Source organism: Limosilactobacillus sp. WILCCON 0051, from assembly GCF_039955095.1.
GTDB lineage: Bacteria > Bacillota > Bacilli > Lactobacillales > Lactobacillaceae > Limosilactobacillus > Limosilactobacillus allomucosae.
In genome coordinates this window covers 1,964,745-1,983,967 of the sequence record NZ_CP154878.1, presented here as the reverse complement: position 1 = coordinate 1,983,967, position 19,223 = coordinate 1,964,745, and the positions used below count along the sequence as shown (strand labels likewise).

11 protein-coding genes, 11 tRNA genes and 3 rRNA genes are annotated in these 19,223 nt (G+C 45.6%); 23 read left to right on the top strand and 2 right to left on the bottom strand.

Annotated elements, in window-relative coordinates; translation table 11 throughout:
- Window positions 1–2: 2 nt before the first annotated feature.
- The 21 genes from ABC765_RS09205 to ABC765_RS09105 all read left to right on the top strand — a co-directional run bounded on the left by ABC765_RS09205 (window position 3) and on the right by ABC765_RS09105 (window position 13,824).
- Complete coding sequence (locus ABC765_RS09205; RefSeq protein ID WP_347980314.1) at window positions 3–1,022, top strand: lysylphosphatidylglycerol synthase transmembrane domain-containing protein; 1,020 nt, start codon at window positions 3–5, stop codon at window positions 1,020–1,022.
- Window positions 1,023–1,099: 77 nt separating this feature from the next.
- Window positions 1,100–1,348 carry a DUF1797 family protein gene (locus tag ABC765_RS09200; protein ID WP_006500168.1) on the top strand — a complete coding sequence of 83 codons (249 nt, stop codon included), beginning with the start codon at window positions 1,100–1,102 and terminating at the stop codon, window positions 1,346–1,348.
- 506 nt (window positions 1,349–1,854) lie between these two features.
- A 16S ribosomal RNA gene (locus ABC765_RS09195) occupies window positions 1,855–3,431 on the top strand.
- 91 nt (window positions 3,432–3,522) lie between these two features.
- Window positions 3,523–3,596, top strand: a tRNA-Ile gene (locus ABC765_RS09190).
- A gap of 5 nt (window positions 3,597–3,601) precedes the next feature.
- A tRNA-Ala gene (locus ABC765_RS09185) sits at window positions 3,602–3,674 on the top strand.
- A 150-nt stretch (window positions 3,675–3,824) separates the two neighbouring features.
- A 23S ribosomal RNA gene (locus ABC765_RS09180) occupies window positions 3,825–6,746 on the top strand.
- An 85-nt stretch (window positions 6,747–6,831) separates the two neighbouring features.
- A 5S ribosomal RNA gene (gene rrf, locus ABC765_RS09175) occupies window positions 6,832–6,948 on the top strand.
- Together the 16S, 23S and 5S rRNA genes with 11 tRNA genes alongside form the textbook arrangement of a ribosomal RNA operon.
- Window positions 6,949–6,999: 51 nt before the next feature.
- Window positions 7,000–7,090: transfer RNA gene (locus ABC765_RS09170), tRNA-Ser, on the top strand.
- 8 nt (window positions 7,091–7,098) lie between these two features.
- Window positions 7,099–7,170, top strand: a tRNA-Glu gene (locus ABC765_RS09165).
- A gap of 5 nt (window positions 7,171–7,175) precedes the next feature.
- Window positions 7,176–7,248 (top strand) — tRNA-Val (locus ABC765_RS09160).
- 30 nt (window positions 7,249–7,278) lie between these two features.
- Window positions 7,279–7,351 (top strand) — tRNA-Phe (locus ABC765_RS09155).
- Window positions 7,352–7,357: 6 nt separating this feature from the next.
- Window positions 7,358–7,438 (top strand) — tRNA-Tyr (locus tag ABC765_RS09150).
- A gap of 7 nt (window positions 7,439–7,445) precedes the next feature.
- Window positions 7,446–7,516: transfer RNA gene (locus ABC765_RS09145), tRNA-Trp, on the top strand.
- 17 nt (window positions 7,517–7,533) lie between these two features.
- A tRNA-His gene (locus tag ABC765_RS09140) sits at window positions 7,534–7,608 on the top strand.
- Between the two features lie 60 nt (window positions 7,609–7,668).
- Window positions 7,669–7,739 (top strand) — tRNA-Cys (locus tag ABC765_RS09135).
- Between the two features lie 16 nt (window positions 7,740–7,755).
- Window positions 7,756–7,840 (top strand) — tRNA-Leu (locus tag ABC765_RS09130).
- Window positions 7,841–8,777: 937 nt separating this feature from the next.
- Window positions 8,778–9,683, top strand: coding sequence for an ABC transporter ATP-binding protein (locus ABC765_RS09125; RefSeq protein WP_376752306.1), 906 nt, complete (start codon window positions 8,778–8,780; stop codon window positions 9,681–9,683).
- Window positions 9,676–10,914: an ABC transporter permease gene (locus ABC765_RS09120; RefSeq protein WP_347980312.1), complete on the top strand. Its 1,239-nt coding sequence runs from the start codon at window positions 9,676–9,678 to the stop codon at window positions 10,912–10,914. The genes ABC765_RS09125 and ABC765_RS09120 overlap by 8 nt, the downstream gene beginning before the upstream one ends.
- Before the next feature lie 141 nt (window positions 10,915–11,055).
- Window positions 11,056–11,553, top strand: a complete 498-nt coding sequence (locus ABC765_RS09115; protein WP_347980311.1) for a prolyl-tRNA synthetase associated domain-containing protein — start codon at window positions 11,056–11,058, stop codon at window positions 11,551–11,553.
- Window positions 11,554–11,909: 356 nt separating this feature from the next.
- Window positions 11,910–12,596: a hypothetical protein gene (locus ABC765_RS09110; RefSeq protein WP_347953702.1), complete on the top strand. Its 687-nt coding sequence runs from the start codon at window positions 11,910–11,912 to the stop codon at window positions 12,594–12,596.
- Between the two features lie 457 nt (window positions 12,597–13,053).
- Window positions 13,054–13,824 carry a (S)-acetoin forming diacetyl reductase gene (locus ABC765_RS09105; protein WP_347980310.1) on the top strand — a complete coding sequence of 257 codons (771 nt, stop codon included), beginning with the start codon at window positions 13,054–13,056 and terminating at the stop codon, window positions 13,822–13,824.
- A 433-nt stretch (window positions 13,825–14,257) separates the two neighbouring features.
- On the opposite strand, the gene ABC765_RS09100 is transcribed toward ABC765_RS09105, so the two are convergent.
- The gene (locus ABC765_RS09100; RefSeq protein ID WP_347980309.1) at window positions 14,258–14,761 is read right to left on the bottom strand and encodes a methylated-DNA--[protein]-cysteine S-methyltransferase; all 504 of its coding nucleotides are present in this window, start codon (window positions 14,759–14,761) and stop codon (window positions 14,258–14,260) included.
- Between the two features lie 271 nt (window positions 14,762–15,032).
- Here ABC765_RS09100 and asnB point away from each other — a divergent pair, with 271 nt between their 5' ends.
- On the top strand, window positions 15,033–16,619 hold the full coding sequence (gene asnB, locus ABC765_RS09095) for an asparagine synthase B (protein WP_347980308.1): 1,587 nt from the start codon (window positions 15,033–15,035) through the stop codon (window positions 16,617–16,619).
- A gap of 175 nt (window positions 16,620–16,794) precedes the next feature.
- Here asnB and ABC765_RS09090 read toward each other — a convergent pair whose 3' ends face one another.
- A complete protein-coding gene (locus ABC765_RS09090) occupies window positions 16,795–17,358 on the bottom strand; it encodes a TetR/AcrR family transcriptional regulator (protein ID WP_347980307.1) in 564 nt (187 codons plus the stop codon).
- A 112-nt stretch (window positions 17,359–17,470) separates the two neighbouring features.
- Here ABC765_RS09090 and ABC765_RS09085 point away from each other — a divergent pair, with 112 nt between their 5' ends.
- Window positions 17,471–18,712 (top strand): chloride channel protein, encoded by a 1,242-nt coding sequence (locus ABC765_RS09085; RefSeq protein WP_347980306.1) that lies wholly within the window; start codon window positions 17,471–17,473, stop codon window positions 18,710–18,712.
- Window positions 18,713–19,223: the final 511 nt, after the last annotated feature.

Below are 19,223 nucleotides of genomic sequence, written 5' to 3'. Positions count from 1 at the left end.
AAATGTCGCGAAAAAATTGGGTTATTTTTGTTTTGATGCTGGCATGCGGAATCGGCATCTTTGCTTATTCGCTGCGTGACATAAAGCTGTCTTCGATTATCGTGGATTTGGTGCATCTAAACTGGGGATGGTTTGGGGCAGCCTTGTTGTGCATCTGCCTGTATTTGTTTTTGGAAGCCGTGGTCGTCAAGATTTTTATGAATGATCGTCATGACGGCTTTACCTGGAAGGATGCAATCCGGATTCCATTGGTTGAGCAATTAGGGAATGGTTTAACGCCTTTTTCAACTGGCGGGCAGCCGGCACAGCTGTTGGCAATGATGCAGGCGGGCGTTGATGCTGGTCAGGCCAGTTCGGTGCTATTGATGAAGTTTGTCGTTTTTCAGTCGATGATTGTGATCAACTTCATCATTAGTCTTTTGGTCGGCTTTCACTATATTGCTGCTAAAATGCACGTTTTGTCGCTGCTGGTTCTCTTTGGCTTTTTGATTCATCTCAGCGTCATCATCGGCTTGCTGTTAGTGATGTATTGGTACAATTTCACCAAAAAAGCGGCTAATATCGTGATTCGCCCTGCTCATTGGTTTATGAAGCCTGCTAAGTACGAAAAGATGCAGGCAACGCTGAATGAAAAAATCGATACCTTCTATCAAGAAAGCCTAAAAATCAAAAGCGAATACGGCAAAATGGCTAAAGTGAGTTTGATTACTCTGCTGCAGCTGGGGTTTTATTATCTGATTCCTTATTTCATTATGCTGTCGCTGGGCATCAATGGCTTGAACGTGCTGATGGTAGTCAGTCTAAACGTTTTGATCTTTATGGTGATCTCGCTGTTTCCGATTCCTGGTGGGACAGGGGGAGCAGAATACAGCTTTTCGGTGCTGTTCTCAAGTTTTATTGCCTCAGGAAGCAAATTGGTGCTGGCAATGCTGCTCTGGCGGATTCTGACCTACTACTTTGGCATGTTTGCCGGGATGTTTGCTTTAATGATCAAGCCAGATCGAGTGCATGAACCTGATTAATAACGATATAATATATAGTGCAGAACCTGGTCGTTTGGATTGGGTTCTTTTATTTTAGTAGTTAGTGAGGCTAGATCATGATTCATTCAGAACTGCAGCGGATTTTGCGTCGTTTGGATGCAATGGCAGAAGATACGCATGGGGACCTTCAGCAGCGTACTTTTTCTGCTTATGGCATTCAAGTCTGTACGGTAACGTATCGACAAAGCACCGGTGAGTTTACTTTAGAGCAGTTTCAGCCGGCTGCTCAGCTGACGTTTGACAGCTTGGATCTAACGGCAATCGAAGTCTATCGCTGTCTGTACGAGTTTAAGAATTCTTTTTGAATGCGACTCGAATATTCAAAAATAGTTTAGTTTATAACCACCGAGTTTCCCGCTTGGTTAAAATTGCTGTAGCTTAGTTTGTTCGTTCTTTTAAAATTAGCAGAAAAACTTTTAAAATATAGTTGACGATTAGCCACAATCTCGGTATAGTAATTATCGTTGTCGATGAGGCAAGTGCTGATGACAGTCAGATTTGCTTCTAGCAGTTATTAACGACTTTAAAAATGTTGTTGACAGTTGCGTGACTTCATGATATATTATTCTAGTCGCTTGTTTAAAGCGTTTGAAAAAAGAATTAAAAAAGTTCTTGACAAATAATTGACAAGTGTTAAAATAATAAATGTTGTAACTGATCGATTGAATCGGTTACATGGTAGACCTTTGAAAACTGAATACAGTTTCGACGAACACAAATGTGCAGGGTCATCAATCATTACGATTGATGCAAAAACATTTGCGAAGTCAATTCGCTTAATTTAAATTTGAGCTTTTCAAGTTCTTATATTTTATATGAGAGTTTGATCCTGGCTCAGGATGAACGCCGGTGGTGTGCCTAATACATGCAAGTCGAACGCGTTGGCCCAACTGATTGAACGTGCTTGCACGGACTTGACGTTGGTTTACCAACGAGTGGCGGACGGGTGAGTAACACGTAGGTAACCTGCCCCAAAGCGGGGGATAACATTTGGAAACAGATGCTAATACCGCATAACAATTTGAATCGCATGATTCAAATTTAAAAGATGGCTTCGGCTATCACTTTGGGATGGACCTGCGGCGCATTAGCTTGTTGGTAGGGTAACGGCCTACCAAGGCTGTGATGCGTAGCCGAGTTGAGAGACTGATCGGCCACAATGGAACTGAGACACGGTCCATACTCCTACGGGAGGCAGCAGTAGGGAATCTTCCACAATGGGCGCAAGCCTGATGGAGCAACACCGCGTGAGTGAAGAAGGGTTTCGGCTCGTAAAGCTCTGTTGTTAGAGAAGAACGTGCGTGAGAGCAACTGTTCACGCAGTGACGGTATCTAACCAGAAAGTCACGGCTAACTACGTGCCAGCAGCCGCGGTAATACGTAGGTGGCAAGCGTTATCCGGATTTATTGGGCGTAAAGCGAGCGCAGGCGGTTTGATAAGTCTGATGTGAAAGCCTTTGGCTTAACCAAAGAAGTGCATCGGAAACTGTCAGACTTGAGTGCAGAAGAGGACAGTGGAACTCCATGTGTAGCGGTGGAATGCGTAGATATATGGAAGAACACCAGTGGCGAAGGCGGCTGTCTGGTCTGCAACTGACGCTGAGGCTCGAAAGCATGGGTAGCGAACAGGATTAGATACCCTGGTAGTCCATGCCGTAAACGATGAGTGCTAGGTGTTGGAGGGTTTCCGCCCTTCAGTGCCGCAGCTAACGCATTAAGCACTCCGCCTGGGGAGTACGACCGCAAGGTTGAAACTCAAAGGAATTGACGGGGGCCCGCACAAGCGGTGGAGCATGTGGTTTAATTCGAAGCTACGCGAAGAACCTTACCAGGTCTTGACATCTTGCGCCAACCCTAGAGATAGGGCGTTTCCTTCGGGAACGCAATGACAGGTGGTGCATGGTCGTCGTCAGCTCGTGTCGTGAGATGTTGGGTTAAGTCCCGCAACGAGCGCAACCCTTGTTACTAGTTGCCAGCATTCAGTTGGGCACTCTAGTGAGACTGCCGGTGACAAACCGGAGGAAGGTGGGGACGACGTCAGATCATCATGCCCCTTATGACCTGGGCTACACACGTGCTACAATGGACGGTACAACGAGTCGCGAACTCGCGAGGGCAAGCTAATCTCTTAAAACCGTTCTCAGTTCGGACTGCAGGCTGCAACTCGCCTGCACGAAGTCGGAATCGCTAGTAATCGCGGATCAGCATGCCGCGGTGAATACGTTCCCGGGCCTTGTACACACCGCCCGTCACACCATGAGAGTTTGCAACACCCAAAGTCGGTGGGGTAACCCTTCGGGGAGCTAGCCGCCTAAGGTGGGGCAGATGATTAGGGTGAAGTCGTAACAAGGTAGCCGTAGGAGAACCTGCGGCTGGATCACCTCCTTTCTAAGGAATTAATCGGAAACCTGCACATTCGTTGAAACTGCGTTCAGTTTTGAGGGGTTTACCACCTCATCTCAATAATCGTTCGCTTGTTGGGTCTATAGCTCAGTTGGTTAGAGCGCACGCCTGATAAGCGTGAGGTCGGTGGTTCGAGTCCACTTAGACCCATATATGGGGAATTAGCTCAGCTGGGAGAGCACCTGCTTTGCAAGCAGGAGGTCATCGGTTCGATCCCGTTATTCTCCATTGCCAGTCGTTTGACTGGTGCTTGTACTTTGAAAACTAAATAATATTTATTTCTTTATTCACAATTAAACCGAGAACACCGCGTTATTTGAGTTTTATTAACGAAATTAATCGCATACTCAATAACTGAGGTGATCGTAAGATCATCAAGGTTAAGTTATGAAGGGCGCATGGTGAATGCCTTGGTACTAGGAGCCGATGAAGGACGGGACTAACACCGATATGCTTCGGGGAGCGGTAAGTACGCTTTGATCCGGAGATTTCCGAATGGGGAAACCCAATCATCTTAGTCGATGATTGCCTGAGCAGTGAATACATAGCTGTCAGGCGGTAGACGCAGTGAACTGAAACATCTAAGTAGCTGCAGGAAGAGAAAGAAAATTCGATTCCCTGAGTAGCGGCGAGCGAAACGGGAAGAGCCCAAACCAACGAGCTTGCTTGTTGGGGTTGTAGGACTGAACATTTGAGTTACCAAAGTGCGACGTAGTTGAAGTCGTTGGGAAGCGACGCCAAAGATGGTGATAGCCCAGTAAACGAAACGTCACACTCTCAGTTCAGGATCCTGAGTACGGCGGGACACGTGAAACCCCGTCGGAATCCGCGAGGACCATCTCGCAAGGCTAAATACTCCCTAGTGACCGATAGTGAACCAGTACCGTGAGGGAAAGGTGAAAAGCACCCCGGGAGGGGAGTGAAACAGTTCCTGAAACCATGTGCCTACAAGCTGTCGGAGCACATTTACGTGTGACGGCGTGCCTCTTGCAGAATGAACCGGCGAGTCATGATTGCGTGCAAGGTTAAGGTGGAAAAACCGGAGCCGCAGCGAAAGCGAGTCTGAAATGGGCGTACGAAGTACGCAGTTATGTACCCGAAACCAGGTGACCTACCCATGTCCAGGTTGAAGGTGCGGTAAAACGCACTGGAGGACCGAACCCGTATCAGTTGAAAATGGTTGGGATGAGGTGTGGGTAGCGGTGAAATTCCAAACGAACTTGGAGATAGCTGGTTCTCTCCGAAATCTCTTTAGGGGGAGCCTCGAGGTTTAGAATCATGGAGGTAGAGCACTGTTTGGACTAGGGGCCCGTCATGGGTTACTGACTTCAGATAAACTCCGAATGCCATTGATTTTTACTCGGGAGTCACACGGTGAGTGATAAGATCCATCGTGGAAAGGGGAACAGCCCAGATCATCAGCTAAGGTCCCTAAATATATGCTAAGTGGAAAAGGATGTGGAATTGCACAGACAACTAGGATGTTGGCTCAGAAGCAGCCATCATTTAAAGAGTGCGTAATAGCTCACTAGTCGAGTGACTCTGCGCCGAAAATGTACCGGGGCTAAGCATATTACCGAAGCTATGGATGCATCCATCAGGATGCGTGGTAGGAGAGCGTTCCAAGGGCGATGAAGTCAGACCGTAAGGACTGGTGGAGCGCTTGGAAGTGAGAATGCCGGTATGAGTAGCGAAAGACAGGTGAGAATCCTGTCCACCGAATGACTAAGGTTTCCTGGGGAAGGCTCGTCCTCCCAGGGTTAGTCGGGACCTAAGTCGAGGCCGAGAGGCGTAGACGATGGACAACAGGTTGATATTCCTGTACCAGTTGATTGTGCTTGAGTGATGGAGTGACGCAGAAGGCTAAGCGATCCGGACGATTGGAAGTGTCCGGCCAAGCAGCAAGTCAGTTGATGAGTCAAATGCTTATCAGCAGGTTGACAAGCTGTGACGGGGAGCGAAATTATAGTAGCGAAGTCGTTGATGTCACGCTGCCGAGAAAAGCTTCTAGCGAATAATCAACTGCCCGTACCGCAAACCGACACAGGTAGTCGAGGAGAGTATCCTAAGGTGAGCGAGCGAACTCTCGTTAAGGAACTCGGCAAAATGACCCCGTAACTTCGGGAGAAGGGGTGCTGATCGCAAGATCAGCCGCAGTGAAAAGGCCCAGGCGACTGTTTATCAAAAACACAGGTTTCTGCAAAATCGTAAGATGAAGTATAGGGGCTGACGCCTGCCCGGTGCTGGAAGGTTAAAAGGAAGAGTTAGCTTCGGCGAAGCCCTGAATTGAAGCCCCAGTAAACGGCGGCCGTAACTATAACGGTCCTAAGGTAGCGAAATTCCTTGTCGGGTAAGTTCCGACCCGCACGAAAGGCGTAACGATCTGGGCACTGTCTCAACGAGAGACTCGGTGAAATTGAATTGCCTGTGAAGATGCAGGCTACCCGCGACAGGACGGAAAGACCCCATGGAGCTTTACTGTAGCTTGATATTGAGTGCTTGTACTGCTTGTACAGGATAGGTAGGAGCCATAGAAGCCAGGACGCTAGTTTTGGCAGAGGCGCTGGTGGGATACTACCCTTGCATTATGATCACTCTAACCCGCACCACTGATCGTGGTGGGAGACAGTGTCAGGTGGGCAGTTTGACTGGGGCGGTCGCCTCCCAAAAGATAACGGAGGCGCCCAAAGGTTCGCTCAGAATGGTTGGAAATCATTCGCAGAGTGTAAAGGCACAAGCGAGCTTGACTGCGAGACAGACAGGTCGAGCAGGGACGAAAGTCGGGCTTAGTGATCCGGTGGTTCCGCATGGAAGGGCCATCGCTCAACGGATAAAAGCTACCCTGGGGATAACAGGCTTATCTCCCCCAAGAGTCCACATCGACGGGGAGGTTTGGCACCTCGATGTCGGCTCATCGCATCCTGGGGCTGTAGTCGGTCCCAAGGGTTGGGCTGTTCGCCCATTAAAGCGGTACGCGAGCTGGGTTCAGAACGTCGTGAGACAGTTCGGTCCCTATCCGTCGCGGGCGTAGGAAATTTGAGAGGACCTGTCCTTAGTACGAGAGGACCGGGATGGACATACCGCTGGTGTACCAGTTGTTCCGCCAGGAGCATCGCTGGGTAGCTATGTATGGATGAGATAAACGCTGAAAGCATCTAAGCGTGAAACTCGCCTCAAGATGAGATTTCCCATTCCTTATGGAAGTAAGACCCCTCAGAGATGATGAGGTAGATAGGATGGAAGTGGAAGTGCCGCGAGGCATGGAGCGGACCATTACTAATCGGTCGAGGACTTAACCAAGTTTAAAGGTGTTTCGATTGAACGTGAGAAGAATAGATATTGTTTAGTTTTGAGAGTACAAGCTCTCAATCCTGAAAAGGATTAGTGTGGTGATGATGGCTTGAAGGATACACCTGTTCCCATGCCGAACACAGAAGTTAAGCTTCAACGCGCCGAAAGTAGTTGGGGGATCGCTCCCTGCGAGGATAGGGCATTGCCATGCACATCTAAACGAACTTTGGCACCTGGCATTGTGTGTCAGGGTTCGGATATTGGAGAGTTGTCCGAGAGGCCGAAGGAGCAGCATTGGAAATGCTGTATACGGGTTAAAGCCTGTATCAAGGGTTCGAATCCCTTACTCTCCGTTTCTTATGACCCATTAGTCAAGCGGTTAAGACACCAGCCTTTCACGCTGGTATCGTGGGTTCGAATCCCGCATGGGTCACTTATGGAGGATTAGCTCAGTTGGGAGAGCATCTGCCTTACAAGCAGAGGGTCACAGGTTCGAGCCCTGTATCCTCCATTGCAACTGAATAGTTGCGTCCACAAGGATGGCTCGGTAGCTCAGTTGGTAGAGCAACGGATTGAAGCTCCGTGTGTCGGCGGTTCGATTCCGTCCCGCGCCACTTTATGGAGGAGTAGCGAAGTGGTTAAACGCGACGGTCTGTAAAACCGTTCCTTCGGGTTCGGCGGTTCGAATCCACCCTCCTCCATTATTATAGGGATATAGTTAAACGGTATAACTACGGTCTCCAAAACCGTCATTGTGGGTTCGATTCCTACTATCCCTGCTCAACTGAATATTTTGGCGGTATTGGTGAAGTTTGGTTAACACATCGGTTTGTGGGTCCGACATGCGTGGGTTCGAATCCCACATACCGCCCTTTTATCCAACAGTCTACCAACTGTTGGATAGTTTGAACGAGACGTTCAGGCACTATTTGGTGGTATAGCCAAGTGGTAAGGCACAGGTCTGCAAAACCTCGATCACCGGTTCAAATCCGGTTACCACCTTTTAGTAAAGACTTATGCCTCTGTGGCGGAATTGGCAGACGCGCTGGACTCAAAATCCAGTTCCCGTTGAGGGAGTGTGGGTTCGACCCCCACCGGAGGCATTAAATATTCGGTTATATATCTTTACTAAGCAGTCATCAGTTTTTACTGATGGCTGTTTTTTTGATTTTTGAGAAATGGCAAGGAAACACGTTCTTTTGGGTCATTGTCAAATCGTATTGGTGAAGATCAATTCCCTGTTTCAAAAATGGAGTGAGGAATTTTTAATTTTAGCTGAGGTCAATGGACATAAACTAAAACCAACCGGAAATGATTAAATTCTTTTCTCTGCAAGTTGGGCTGGCTGATCATTGAAAAATTAGTGGCTATGCTTGATTAGACTGAATTATTCAAAAAATTCTGCATAATAACATATGACGAAAATCTCATTACCTACTTTTTGAAAAAATCGATGTATAAGTAGGTAAAAATCAATGTATATCAAGTTAGGTATCCCTAATACTACCTACTATTTAACAAAAGTATCGCAATAGTAGGTAATTCACAAAGTCGGTGTGGTCCAATCAACCTCTAAATATACATCTTTACCTACTATTTCAATAAAAGGCGTCATAAGTAGGTAAAGTTAGGCTGAACAAATATGCAACTACCTACTTTTGGCGCCAAATCAACCAATAGTAGGTACTTTTGGCGCCCTTAGCCTCTGCAATCCGTTTTTCTTTCACAAAGCCAAGCCGTTTATCAGGCAGATGACGCAACTAAATACATTTGCTGGCTTACGACTTAATGTAGCAGTCTCGATGCTGCCGAGAAATCGGTCAGGATAATATAATTGCCCCCAATCAAGCGAGTTGGTACCTGGGAGGATTTTATCAGAGTTTTCAAAAGTGATTGAATATATTTAGATTATGAATTTATTAAACGTAATGATTAACTTATCCACGATATATGCAAATTTTTAATCGTTTATTGAAAGCACGTTAATTATCAACATACAATAATCTGACGTGAAGATTTTCATTTGGAGTGATGTTAGTATTGTTAAAAGTAGATAACGTAACGAAAAGGTTTGGTCAGCTTACGGCTGTAGAAAAACTTAGCTTTAGTGTTAATCGAGGAGAAGTTTTGGGAATCGTTGGACAGAACGGCGCTGGAAAATCAACGACCTTTAAGATGATTCTGAACTTCTTAGTACCAGATCAAGGAAAGATTACAATCGATAACCGCAAACTTGATGAGAAGATTTTGAATAAGATTGGCTTTTTACCAGAAGAACGCGGACTGTACCTCAATCTAAGCATTAAGGAACAAGTATTATATTTTGCCAGACTGCATGCTTATAGCGGTAGAAAAGCTGAACGGGAATTGCCATTTTGGATGAATGCGTTAGCGGTAAAAGGAAATGAAGAAACTTTAATTAAAGACCTGTCAAAGGGAAACCAGCAAAAGGTTCAATTAATTGCGGCTTTGATTCATCATCCGCAGTTGGTGATTTTAGATGAACCTTTTTCAGGATTAGATCCGGTCAATATCAGTTTATTGATTGAAATAGTAAAAAAACTTAAACAAGACGGCACGGCAGTAATTTTTTCTTCGCATAATATGAAAAATGTCAGTGAGGTTTCAGATAAAATTTTGATGCTGGTAGATGGGAAAAAGCGTCTTTATGGGCCAATCAATGAAATCAGAGCAACGTTTGGCAGAAACAAAGCGTATCTTGAAGGAGTCTTTAATGATATAGCAATTGAGCAGATCACAGGCGTTGAAAAAATAGTTGATGATTATCCTGGTAAGATTATTACATTTGACTCGGAACGGCATGCACGAGATGTGATTAAACTTGCTAAGCAATGGGATTCATTACAAGGATATCGTTTGTTGCCACCAACACTGGATGATATTTTTTGCATGATAACTGAAAGTGAGGTGGCTAGACATGGGTAAGATTTTGACAATTGCCAAAATGGTATTGAAAAAACGCCTATTGTCACCTGCCTATTATTGGATGATTCTTACGCCAGTAACAGTATTCTTGATAGGGATTGGTTTTGTTGGATTAATGCATCGGCAAAATAATAACAGCAGACCGATTATTGCGGTTGTTGCCAATAGCGATATAAAGAAGGCAATTGAATCTGAAAAGTCTGATGCCTATCAAGTCAATAGAAAAGTCGATGTCACAGATGATAAGCGTCTCAAATCTTATCTAACAGATGGTGTTTTAGATGGAATTTTATACGTCAGCGATGATTTCTCAAAAATAACCTATCGCTATAATGCTGATTCAAATAAGTCATTACCGATTGAGGCACTTGAGAAAAATCTTAATGGCTTAAGTTCTCAATTCGTGGCTTCAAGTTATGGACTAAATATTAAGCAGTGGTCGGAAATTGTTAAGCAGCCTACGATTAAACAACAGGCCATTAATAAAAAAGAAGCAGTTAAATTAAAGAATAGTAACGCTGCTCAAAATCTTGGAGAGGTAATTGTGATGCTCGCCTTTGTTTTATTGGTGAGCTATATCAACATTACTGGAACCGAACTCGGAATAGAAAAGAGCAATCACTTAATTGAAGGAATTCTGGCGGCGGTTCCTGCTCGAAAGCATTTTGCCGGTAAGATGCTTGGAATTGGTTTTCTGATTACATTGCAGCTGCTGATCTATTTGGTGATTGGTGGCCTGGTATGTCTAGTTGCTAAACAGACTGATTTGATGACCTGGTTCGATCCGGTTAAATATTTTGGTCATGTTGATGCAGAATATTTAGTAATTGTCGTCCTATTGACGTTGCTATCAATTATACTTTATATATTTTTGGCTGCTATCTTTGCGTCATTTGTATCCAAAAGTGAGGATATCTCACAAGCAGTCTCAATTGTTGGCACTATCATGATGGTACCTTACTTGTTAAGCTTTTTGGCGCAGGAGAATCCTAATACTGGCGTGATCCGGTTTCTATCATACATGCCGTTTATGAGTCAGGGAATTATGCCGGTTAGATTAGCTCGTGCAGCTGTTTCTTATCAAGCGGGATGGATTACAGTTTTATTCGCATTGTCTGGGGCAATTATTATGTATTTTTGGGCAGAGCGTCTCTATGTGAAAAATGCTTTTTCATATAGTTCAGATTCTCCACTAAAAACTCTTTTCAATCGCATCCTAAAAAACAACTAGTCAATTGCCATCCTGGTTTTGATTAAAACTACCAAAATCGGCAATAAAAACTGGCAATTTTGAGAAAATAAAAATTCTGACTCTTGAAAGCGATAAGCTGCCTTATAATCAATGCTAAAACTCAAAAGGCGATGAATTGATATGGAAGAAAACGAAAAGAAAATTCAGAACGTGTTAGCCAAGCTGGATGAAAAGCAGATCAACTATGAAATGCAGCGGCATCCGGCAGTTGATCGCATTGACCAGATTGCGGATTTGAATCTGATTCATCCAGAAACGGCGGCCAAAAATCTTTTCCTGCGCGATGATAAGCACCAACACTATTACTTGGTGTCGATCATGCCGCAAAAGCGCGTGGATCTGAAAGCCTTTCGTAAAGAAATCGGAGCGCGGCATCTGAGTTTTGCCTCAGCTGAAGACATGGAGAAATATTTGGCTTTACGTCCAGGATCAGTAACGCCGATGGGAGCGCTGAATGATACTGAGCATCAAGTGCAGGTTTACTTAGACCAAGATTTTCAAGGCGGCTTGATTGGGGTTCATGCCAATGCCAATACGGCGACCGTCTGGCTGGATGCGGACGTCTTGAGCTCATTTTTAACCGAGTATGGCTGTCGGGTCGCTTATGCTGCCATCTAAAAATGCAAACTAGTCAAGAAGCATCATGGCTGAGTCTGGTATGAATCAAATAGCGTCTGCGGCAAGCTGGCTTTTGGCATCTAGATTTAGCAATGATAAGATGGTCGGCATTGTTCAACGGTTCGGCTTGGTATGCTTGGTCTTATGCAAATAACCAGCTTTAGTGCGGTAATCTGAGACATTACGATTAAACATGACGTGGATGAACATAGCGGCTTGACAGTTACTGTCAATTATTTACCGAAATGTCAGACAGCTAAACGTGATAGCGATCATCAGTTTAAGAGATTAGGGGATTTTTTGCTTGAATTACGGTATCATTAGACTAAAGCCTTTTACGAAAGAAGGTTGTCGTTATGCCGCATAAAGCTGCTGATCCAGAAATCATTAAAGTTCTGCTGAAACAAGAAATCATCCGTTTGGGTATTCAAAATAATCCTAGCCGCACTGTTTATCAAGATCGCTATCATCGTGGCGAGGCGCCTTCGCCAAACAGTGCCATGCAGATCACCAAAATGTCTTGGAGCGATTTGATGCATGACCTGGGATTTAGTTATGATGCCAAGAAAAACATTGCGCAAAATGGTAAAAAGGGAGCCAGCAAGCATCTAGGTACCAAGCAGTCCATTCGTTTGGCAGACCCGCAGACATGTGAGCAGGTCGTAAATGGGGCCTTAGAACTTATGCGTCGCGAAAAGCTCTATAATGTAAAGGATTTTCGTCTGCGCTGCCGACCGGTTCTGGGCGTCAGCTACGATTCGCTGATGCGCTATGGCTTTTCTTTTGAGGAACTCAAGAAACGCTATGCTGCCAAATACGGTGAAAGCATTCGTAAAACCAGTCGTTGGAGCCGGTATTCCAATGCCGATCTGACGTTTTTGGTAATCGACTATATGAAGGCGCACGAACTGAATGGACTTCATCAATACTCGACTTATCTAAACCTGCATAATGATGCCATGCCCGCGACGGAAACCTTAAAAAAGCGTCTGCAGCTGTCTTATTCTGAGTTGAATCGACTTTTAAAGATTCTGCTGCAGTAGCGCTGCCTGATATAAATTGCGGATACTTTGCATCGGCTGCGTAAATCGTAAATCTGTTCAGCAATCCTCATGTTGATGAATCATGAGGATTGTTTTTATTTTTAAGCGCGAATATCTGAATAAAAAACTTGCCAAAACAAAACCGCAACTTGAAATTCTGCGATTGCAACGGCTTAATAACAACTTTTATGAAAATCAACTTGTCTGCAAAATAGTTCACGAATTTCAACAAGGTGAAAATCTAAAATAGCAAACGATTGCACAACTGCTGACTGTTCCGTTGTAAACAGACTTAGCTGGGGAAACTTTGCTCATGATTTAACTTTTTTGTTGGTTGAGCCAAAAATCGTTTTCATTGTGTTTACATTAGTGAAATTAATTTACTTTTTGATGATGTTCGTTTAGAATTATCTCAACAATTTGATAGTTAATTCACAATCTTTAGGAGGCAATAGTTATGGCAAAAGTTGCATTAATTACCGGTGCAGGTCAAGGAATTGGTAAGGCAATCGCTGAACGTTTGGCTAAAGATGGTTTTTCAGTCGTCGTTGTTGCTCGCCACATGGACGCACTGCAAAAAGTAGTTGAAGGCATCAAGGCAAATGGCGGTGAAGCTTTTGCCGTTACGGCCGATGTTGCCAAGCGCGATGAAGTCTTTGCTGCCGTTGACCAAGCCGTTGAACACTACGGCGACTTCAATGTTATGGTTAACAATGCCGGGGTTGCTCCAACGACGCCAATTGACACCGTAACGCCTGAAGATCTGCAAAATGTTTACAGCATCAACGTTGGTGGTACGATCTGGGGCGTTCAGGCTGCTCATGCCGCATTTAAGAAGCTTGGCCACCCAGGCAAGATCATCAACGCTACTTCCCAAGCCGGGGTCGTTGGTAACCCTAACCTGACCGTATACTCCAGCTCCAAGTTTGCCATTCGTGGGATCACGCAGGTTACGGCTCGTGAACTGGCTGAAGAAGGCACGACGGTTAACGCATACGCACCTGGGATCGTGAAGACGCCAATGATGATGGACATTGCTCACCAAGTCGGCAAGAATGCAGGCAAGAGCGATGAATGGGGCATGCAGACGTTTGCTAAGGACATCGCGCTGAAACGCCTGTCTGAACCTGAAGACGTTGCTAATGCCGTTGCCTTCCTGGCTGGTCCAGATTCTGACTACATTACTGGTCAAACTCTGGAAGTCGATGGCGGGATGCAGTTCCACTAAAATAAGTTCATAAAAAAGATCTCATCGTAAGTTTCGGTGAGATCTTTTTTATTTAGCGCGGTTTCGGCATTGGACTGCAAGGCGCATCTTTGATTAAGAATTTTGGCGATTATGGTCGTTTGCGATCGTTTCTTGGCGTTAGGCGATTGTGACTGCCTTAATTATTGATTCATTGCTTTGGTCTGCATTGCTCCCTTTCTTGTTGATTTATTAATTGCCGTCTTTTCTACAGATTCATAACCTTGGCCTAAGTTACTTATGCAAATCCATTAATCGCAGCCTTTCTTGTTGATTCGTGCTTTGGTTTGCAATCAATGTGGCGCTGCTATTTGCCATTAATGTTTCGTCGCGATTGTCACTGCTATTTGCCATTAATGTTTCGTCGCGATTGTCACCGCTATTTGCAATCAATGTCTCGTTGCGATTGGCGCTGCTATTTGCAATCAACGCCTTCCAACTGCAGCAGAGCCAACTTGCGTGCGGTGCCGGCAGCATAGCCAGTCAGGCGACCGTCACTGCCAATAACGCGATGGCAGGGTACCAAAATCAGGATCGGGTTGTGGGCAACGGCGCCACCGACTGCCCGCGCGGCTCCTTTTGAAATACTTTGATCAGGCGCGGCTTTTTGTCCCAGTTCCTGATAGGTGATGGTGCTGCCAGCGGGGACTTTCTGCAATGCATTTAGAATGCGCTGCCGATAGGGGGTAGTTTCTAAGGCCAGCGGAATGGTATGCGGGTCGGGATCCTGTTTTGCGAAATACTGATCGAGCCAGGCTGTTGTGCGTTTAATGATGGAATTTTCACCAACGGCAATTTCGTCTAATGCGTAGTCGGCACCAAAGTATTTTTGGTCGTTGAACCAGAGACCATGCAAGGCGGCGTCATCAGCCAGCATAGTCATGGTACCTAATGGGGAATGATATTCGTGTTTCAGCATTTTTGCGTGTTCCTTTCAAAATCAGTAGCGGCAGCCATAAATTTATGGATATTTATAAATATTTGTTGAAAACGGTTTTAACGTCAATTAATTAGAAAAAGCAATATCAGACTTAATAATCTTTAACAATCAGTACGGCAAAAACAATTAAATAATAAGTACCAGCGAGTTTAGAATACCTTCTTCTTAAAATTAAAAGTTTATTAAAAACAAACTGTGCGATATACTATATTTTAATATTTAATGTTTTAAGAGGAAAGAGGAGAACAAGATGTGTGGATTTTTAGCCGCTGGTTCCAGTGAGTTTGCACCCAAGGCTTTTGCGGATGCCTTGGCTAAGCTGAACGATCGTGGACCTGATATGACCCGGACGATTTCAATGGATGACAAGGTCTTTGGCTTTAATCGCCTGGCCATCATGGACCTGTCTGAGCGGGGGATGCAGCCTTTCGTAAGTGGTGACTGCATCTTGGTCTGCAATGGCGAAATATACAACTATTATGCATTGGAAAAGAACTTGGCCCCAGAGTATGAGTTTGTCAGCAACAGTGACTGCGAAGTCTTGATTCCACTCTATAAGAAATATGGCCTGGATACAATGTGCAAGATGCTGGACGCGGAATTTGCCTTTGTCTTATACGACCAAACCACTAAGCGCGTTGTTGCCGCCCGCGACCCAGTTGGCATTCGACCAATGTTTTATGGTTATACCAAAGGCGAGCATAAGATGTCATTTGCCTCAACTGCCAAGGCGCTGATGGATCTTTGCGATGAGATCTATCCATTCCCGCCAGGCTACTACTATGATGGTGAAAAGTTCGTCTGTTACCATGACGCTACGACGGTTCAGAAGATGCGGACCGACGATTTTGCCACGGCAGCCAGCACACTGCGCGAAAAATTGGTTGAAGCCGTTCGCAAGCGCCTAAACTCTGATGCGCCTGTTGGCTACCTGCTGTCTGGTGGCCTGGACTCATCCTTGGTCTGCTCGATTGCTACTAAGCTTTTGGGCAAGCCGATTCGGACCTTTGCAATTGGGATGGACCGCAACCCGATCGATCTCAAGTACGCGCGTGAGGTTGCCGACTATCTGGGAACTGACCATACCGAATTTATCATGACGCGAGAAGACGTGCTCAACGCTTTGCATGAGGTTATCTACCAGTTGGAAACCTGGGACATTACGACGATTCGGGCCTCAATCGGGATGTACCTGCTTTGCAAGAACATTCATGAAAACACTGATTTGAAGGTAATCTTGACTGGTGAATGTTCTGATGAGCTGTTTGGCTACAAGTACACGGACTTTGCTCCCAACGCGGAAGAATTCCAAAAAGAATCATTGAAACGGGTGCACGAGCTGTACATGTATGATGTTTTGCGGGCTGACCGCTGCATTTCCTCCAACTCTTTGGAAGGCCGGGTACCATTTGCGGACCTGGACTTTGTCGAATATGCGCTGTCAACTGATCCAGAACTGAAGATGAACCACTATCACAAGGGCAAGTATCTGCTGCGGCAAGCATTTGCTGGACAGGGATATCTGCCAGACGACATCATCATGCGGGAAAAGGCGGCCTTTAGCGATGCGGTTGGTCACTCATTGGTTGATGACTTGAAGGACTATGCCGAAACGCTCTACACTGATGAAGACGTGGCCAACGCCAAGGAAAAGTATCCATACTGCACGCCATTTACCAAAGAGTCGCTGCTGTATCGCGATATTTTTGAGGAATATTTCCCGGGAAAAGCAAAATGGATCAAGGACTTCTGGATGCCAAACAAGGAATGGGAGAACTGTGACGTTGACGATCCAAGCGCACGGGTCCTCAAAAACTATGGTGCCAGTGGTGAATAAAGCAGATTGCCGTAATAGATAAAAGCGTCATCTCAGACGGGGCTTGTCATAACAGCCTTGCATCTTGAGGTGGCGCTTTTAGCTTGCGATTAAGATTCTGATTGGCCTGGCTTGTAAAATTTGACTGTTGAAGCAGGGGGATTCTTCCACCGATTAGGCTTCAGCAGCGGAATGGCTAGGACTTAATTGAAGAATTGGGCTTCTCGCCAAAAGTGATGTCGTTAAACAGCAGCCGCATCTCTGCCGGTATGAAATCAGTGACTTTGGCCGCCAGCTGTTGAGGACTTGTCTGCATCTCCTCGTCAAACCAGGTCAGCAACCCATTATAGATGCCGCCAATATGGTAGGCCGCCTGCCAGCGCTCGACGTTTTCAAACTGCTGAAAGCTCTGTTTAAGAACTGGCAGCAGCTGAATGCTCAAGCCGGCATGATGAAGGATGAGGATATCGTTTTGGCGCTGTTTGAGCTCATTGAAAAGAAACTCCAGATAGGCTTGATAGGTCAGTGGTGCACTGGCGGCAAAATGCTGACGATGTTTGGCCAGTAATCTTGCGTAGTAGTATTGGGCCAGCTGCTGTTTGCTGGAAAAGTGGCGATAGTAGGTTGAGCGATTAACCCCGGCTTTTTCAGTAAGTTGGCTGATCGTAATCTGGTCGAATTCATGGTCTTTTAGTAGGATCAATAAGGCTTGTGCAAGATAGTCGCACATCATAGCCGACGTCGTATTCTTTCTTCGCATTAAGCGACAAAACTCCCTTCATGTTGCAGATACTGGTAATCAATTGAATTAAGCAACAAATGTCTCTAAAATGATTCTTGCTTAAAATTTTTGAAAAGTCAATGGTGAACAAATGAAAGCAAAAACGGGACTGTTTCTATACGCGCTGGTGCTGAGCGGCTGCATTGCCATGGTAGCATTTGCCTTTCTTTTTACTGAAAATGGACTTTGGGAACTGCTTTGGCAAGAGATACCACGTCATTTGCACGATGCTCGTTACTATCGCGAACTATTGATCATAATCGGTACATGCCTACTGCTGATCGTAAAAAAGCATTGGGGCAACGTGCCGCATAACGCGCACAGTGTCATGGGCGAGCTGCGGCAGACGCACACGGTCGACTACACGCAGGCCTGGCGCAATATGGTGGCATCGCTGGTCGTTTTAGCGTTTGGGGCTGGCGTGGGGCCGGAAGCAACGCTGGTGGGGATTGTCATCTCTTATTCGATCTGGGAAGCCGACAAGCTGCGTTGGGTAACCAAAAATCAAGCTGCATTTCAAAACGCGCCTTTGAAACAGAAGCTAATCATGCTTTGCTGTCCATACCGCTACCTGCTGTCTGGCAAGGAGGAAAATCATCTGCAGCAAGTCGTCAAGCATAAGAAACTGTTTGATGGATTGCTGATTGTCAATGGGGTGGCACTGTTTTGGCTGATGGTGCAGCTGACCGATCAGCCAAGCTTTATCACCAAGGTTGGTGCTAGTCATTGGCAGGTCCATGAGCTTTGGCTGATGCCGGTTTTGATGGCGTATGGCTGGCTGTTTGGCAAAATATATCGCTGGCTGACTCAGCACCTGCAGGATTGGCTGACGCGGTTCTGGCAGCCAGGGCTAAGCGCGCGGGTCGTGATGGCGGCAGCCGTAATGGCGTTTGTTGCCTGGTATTTCCCGCAGCTGTTATTTTCTGGCCAGCATTCTCTGCATTGGGCCGTTAGTCTGGGGCTGCGGGAATCAACATTGATGCTGCTGGGGCTGGCCGCTTTAAAGCTGTTCTTTTTGGACGTCTGTTTATGGGGCAGCTGGACGGGTGGTAATATCTTCCCGATTGTTTTTGCCGCGCTGCTGAATGGTTTCGCGATTGCCCAGCTGCTGCCAGCAAACGACACTACCTTGATCGTAATGCTGGTGGGGATTTCTTCTGGGATCAGCTTGCTGGGCAATATCTGGCTGGCCGGGATCTTCATGATGCTATTCTTCCCAACGAATCTATGGCCGGTCGCCATTTTGCTCATGCTGATTTGGCTGGCTGGACAACGACTCATGAAACGATTTGTCAAAGATAAGCCGATTAGTGCAGACAAGTCGGGTAACTGACGATATTGTCATTGATTTGCCAAGCATTCGAAATGGAATTGACCGCTGTCAGTATCATTGAACGCTGATCGTCAAACCTGTGCTTGGCCGATGCTCACAGCAACAAGAAAGCAGTTCGCTGATAGTTCAACATGCTTGAGCAATGGTGGTAATGATTGAACTAGTTTAGCATTGGCAACAGCCAGCAGTCGATTTAGGCCAGCTAATGATTGCCGCGACTGACTCATTGATGATAAGTGCCTTACTCAGTGGTCATGGCAGTTGAGAGCAAACTGAACAGTTATAATGACCCCATTTGGCACGTATTATGCAAAAAATCCTGCATAAAACATATGATAAAAAAATCATTACCTACTTTTCTTAAAAAACGCTGTATAAGTAGGTAAAAATCAATGTATATCGAGTTAGGGGTCCCTAACATTACCTACTATTTGATAAAAATCGCCTAATAGTAGGTAATTCACAAAGTCGGTCTGGCCCAATCGCCCCGTAAATATACAACATTACCTAC

Coding starts and splice junctions, on each gene's coding strand:
- ABC765_RS09205 (WP_347980314.1), top strand. CDS start 3: ATGTCGCGAAAAAATTGGGTTATTTTTGTTTTGATGCTGGCATGCGGA.
- ABC765_RS09200 (WP_006500168.1), top strand. CDS start 1,100: ATGATTCATTCAGAACTGCAGCGGATTTTGCGTCGTTTGGATGCAATG.
- ABC765_RS09120 (WP_347980312.1), top strand. CDS start 9,676: ATGGGTAAGATTTTGACAATTGCCAAAATGGTATTGAAAAAACGCCTA.
- ABC765_RS09115 (WP_347980311.1), top strand. CDS start 11,056: ATGGAAGAAAACGAAAAGAAAATTCAGAACGTGTTAGCCAAGCTGGAT.
- ABC765_RS09110 (WP_347953702.1), top strand. CDS start 11,910: ATGCCGCATAAAGCTGCTGATCCAGAAATCATTAAAGTTCTGCTGAAA.
- ABC765_RS09105 (WP_347980310.1), top strand. CDS start 13,054: ATGGCAAAAGTTGCATTAATTACCGGTGCAGGTCAAGGAATTGGTAAG.
- ABC765_RS09100 (WP_347980309.1), bottom strand. CDS start 14,761: ATGCTGAAACACGAATATCATTCCCCATTAGGTACCATGACTATGCTG.
- asnB (WP_347980308.1), top strand. CDS start 15,033: ATGTGTGGATTTTTAGCCGCTGGTTCCAGTGAGTTTGCACCCAAGGCT.
- ABC765_RS09090 (WP_347980307.1), bottom strand. CDS start 17,358: ATGCGAAGAAAGAATACGACGTCGGCTATGATGTGCGACTATCTTGCA.
- ABC765_RS09085 (WP_347980306.1), top strand. CDS start 17,471: ATGAAAGCAAAAACGGGACTGTTTCTATACGCGCTGGTGCTGAGCGGC.